Source organism: Mesorhizobium sp. M5C.F.Ca.IN.020.32.2.1, from assembly GCF_004023105.1.
Classification (GTDB): Bacteria; Pseudomonadota; Alphaproteobacteria; order Rhizobiales; family Rhizobiaceae; genus Mesorhizobium; species Mesorhizobium wenxiniae.
The window spans coordinates 1-2,555 of the sequence record NZ_RZSX01000875.1 but is presented as its reverse complement, the minus strand read 5'-3'; the positions used below and the strand labels follow the sequence as shown (position 1 = coordinate 2,555).

1 protein-coding gene and 1 pseudogene are annotated in these 2,555 nt (G+C 57.4%); both read right to left on the bottom strand.

All coding sequences use genetic code 11. From position 1 onward, the window contains the following. Positions 1-1,039 precede the first annotated feature (1,039 nt). Positions 1,040-1,747 carry an SPASM domain-containing protein gene (locus EOA86_RS30225; RefSeq protein ID WP_236473424.1) on the bottom strand — a complete coding sequence of 236 codons (708 nt, stop codon included), beginning with the start codon at positions 1,745-1,747 and terminating at the stop codon, positions 1,040-1,042. 358 nt (positions 1,748-2,105) lie between these two features. Further along, positions 2,106-2,209 (bottom strand): annotated as a pseudogene (locus tag EOA86_RS30220) (aminocyclopropane-1-carboxylate deaminase/D-cysteine desulfhydrase family protein); the annotation flags it as partial. Between the last annotated feature and the right edge of the window lie 346 nt (positions 2,210-2,555).

Sequence of the window (2,555 nt, the reverse complement as noted above, 5' to 3'; positions counted from 1 at the left end):
TTCCTCTGCACATAGTCGTTCAAAGAAGAGAGCTGTTTAATGGCTAGTGGTTTGCGGCCGATGTTCGTCGTTTAACATTGCAGCAGAATACCAGAGGAAGCTTTGGTTGGTCTGGTGATGCCGCGATCATCATCGTTGGTTGCGTTGCCCTCCATTCGGGTGCCTTCGGAGAATTTGCTCCAACAAGATGGCTTCTATAGCTTCCGCGAAAGCACCGATACTACGATATCGGGTAGTTGACGTATGCCATCGCCTACCCATAGCGTCTCCGGACAATGAATGAGTCCAAGGACGATTAGCAGGGTCGCGTCGCCAGAGGTTGTGTAGCTCGGCGGCAGCGAAGCCGCTCGCGAGCGCGCTCCTCAATAGCGCCGTAGCGAGCGAGCGGCTTTGCGGCGGTCATCAATATTCGCCGTTCAACCTCGGGCTGCGGACACCAACCTGATTCATTTGATGACCGATGACACAGCGAAAGCCGCGCTCTCTTAGAGAAGACTGCGGATTCCGATCTCTTGCGCGAGATGATTGGCCCGAGCCGCCGGATCAAGAGGGCGGGGCCGTGGGCGCCCTTGACGGAAAGCCCGTTCGTAGGCCAGGCGGAAGCAACCGGGAGAGGCGCGGGCGAAGGGCCGCATCGGTGTCGAGAACGTCCACTACCGCGACGGCAACCATCCCCGGCCGCCGCTGGGGCTGCTGCCTTCAGGCGAGTCGAAAAGGAGATCGTCTGGGAGGGTGAAGGCGTTGGTTGACGAGGTGGCCGTGAGTAGGCAATCCAGCGCTGATCGGGATCGACGAACGCTGTGTCCGTCCGACCCGAGGTTGACCAGTGAGCGGGGTTACCTCAAGGCAGGCAGGCCGACAAGCTCGGTTGGAAGGCGAAAACCACTTTCGATGAGCTCGTCTTCGAAATGCTCGAGGCCGACTGCCGCGCCTACGGGATCATGCGCGCGTCACGCGAAAACACGATGGCGTCGCGGGCAGGTGCATTTGTCGTGGGGCCATCCACATTGCCAGGCACGCCCTCTCGGCCGGCATCCACTCAGGTCCGGTCGTTAGGGTCGGCGAATTCACACATCCTGCAAAGCAGAAAACCATCCGCTCCATTCATCCGATCGACGATTTCGCGAAAAACTGGCTTTTCAAACAGCGCGGAATAACCCTCATATAGAAGGTTGCCCAATACGTGACGCCGCTCAAAATCCATGGAGCACAGGGTAACGTCGCCGTTTGGAAGAAGAACATTCCGATACTGTCGTTCGTCCACGCAGGTTAGGGCTCCGACCACTGACTGGCGTGGTGCAACGATCTTAGGGTCGACGCTTCCACCCCTACTGCTCATGGGCCGCGCTTTTAACAGTGCTTCGGTTGGAATAATGTCGGCTATATCTGGGTGGGGCTCGCCCAAAGCCACGAACCGGATCAAGGGGATATCCGCGTCGACGAGTTGACGAACCAGATCGCGATACTTGTCTCCGACCAGGCGGCTGTTCATGTAGGTGCCATCATCGAAAACATGAACCACGAATACGCCTAAGCGCAAGGCTTGCAATCGTTGCAGGTCCTGCCCGTTCATTCCCACCAGCGTCGTAAAAATCCTGATGCCATGGCCTTTGGCGAAGGCGTGCTCCACCATTTCGGTGCAGTCCGGTTTGAGCCAAGGTTCGGAGTATCCCGCAAAACCAATGTCGACGGAAGTCGGTACGCGGGCCACACCGCTTGAAATCTTCAAGACCCAGATGACTCGCATGAGACACTTTTCTTTGCCGGACCGCGAACTTGTCCTGGGGACAATATGAACATCCTACGATGCATCCCGTGGTCGTCGTTATCTCCAAAACCCTGCCGGCTGTGTTTGCTAAGCGAAGTTCCGGCAAAATCACTGGTGACGACTCCCATCTACTTACGTCGAAGCGCCACGATGGTGTGCCTTTGGCTTTCTGGCACCGCCTGCTGATCTACTGAGGCAACGCGGCCATCTACCCTTTTGGCAGCCTACGCCGCCCGGTTCGCCGATTTGCCGGGCCGACTCTTCACAAACTTCGAGCGCGTCGGACCAGAGACAGCATTGCATCTTTCGAGGCATCACTCGCTCCGGAGATGTAGCCTCAACCGTTGATCGCTGGCCCGCCGCCGAGATGCGCGCACAGCACGCTCGAACCCGCCGGAAAGAAGCTTTCTGGATGAGGTCGATCATCCCTTTCATCGAGCGAGTTCCGTGTTCTCATGCGGGTCAGCCCGCAATAGTGCCGCAGCTCAACCAGCAAAGGCCGTGCCAGTGCGCCTGGCGCGCAGTTACTGCGTGATAGGCTTCGAAAAGCCCGACAGGCTAAGACGTTCCGCTGTTTTGAACCCGACATGTTTTCTGACGGCTGTCAGATTTTGGACACACATCACTCATGCGTCAGTCGCTTAAGACGGAATGGTGTGCTGAGTTCTGCAAATTCGCTGAGAGTGGGCAGTCATGACAAGGTGGTGTTCAACGTCACCGATTCCCTGGAAGGAACGCCGCCATGATCAAGACAGAAAGTAAGACCGGCAGCGCTGCCGTCAAAGAC

Bases quoted from the DNA above. Each gene is read 5' to 3' on its own strand.
- EOA86_RS30225 (WP_236473424.1), bottom strand. From the start codon at position 1,747: ATGCGAGTCATCTGGGTCTTGAAGATTTCAAGCGGTGTGGCCCGCGTA.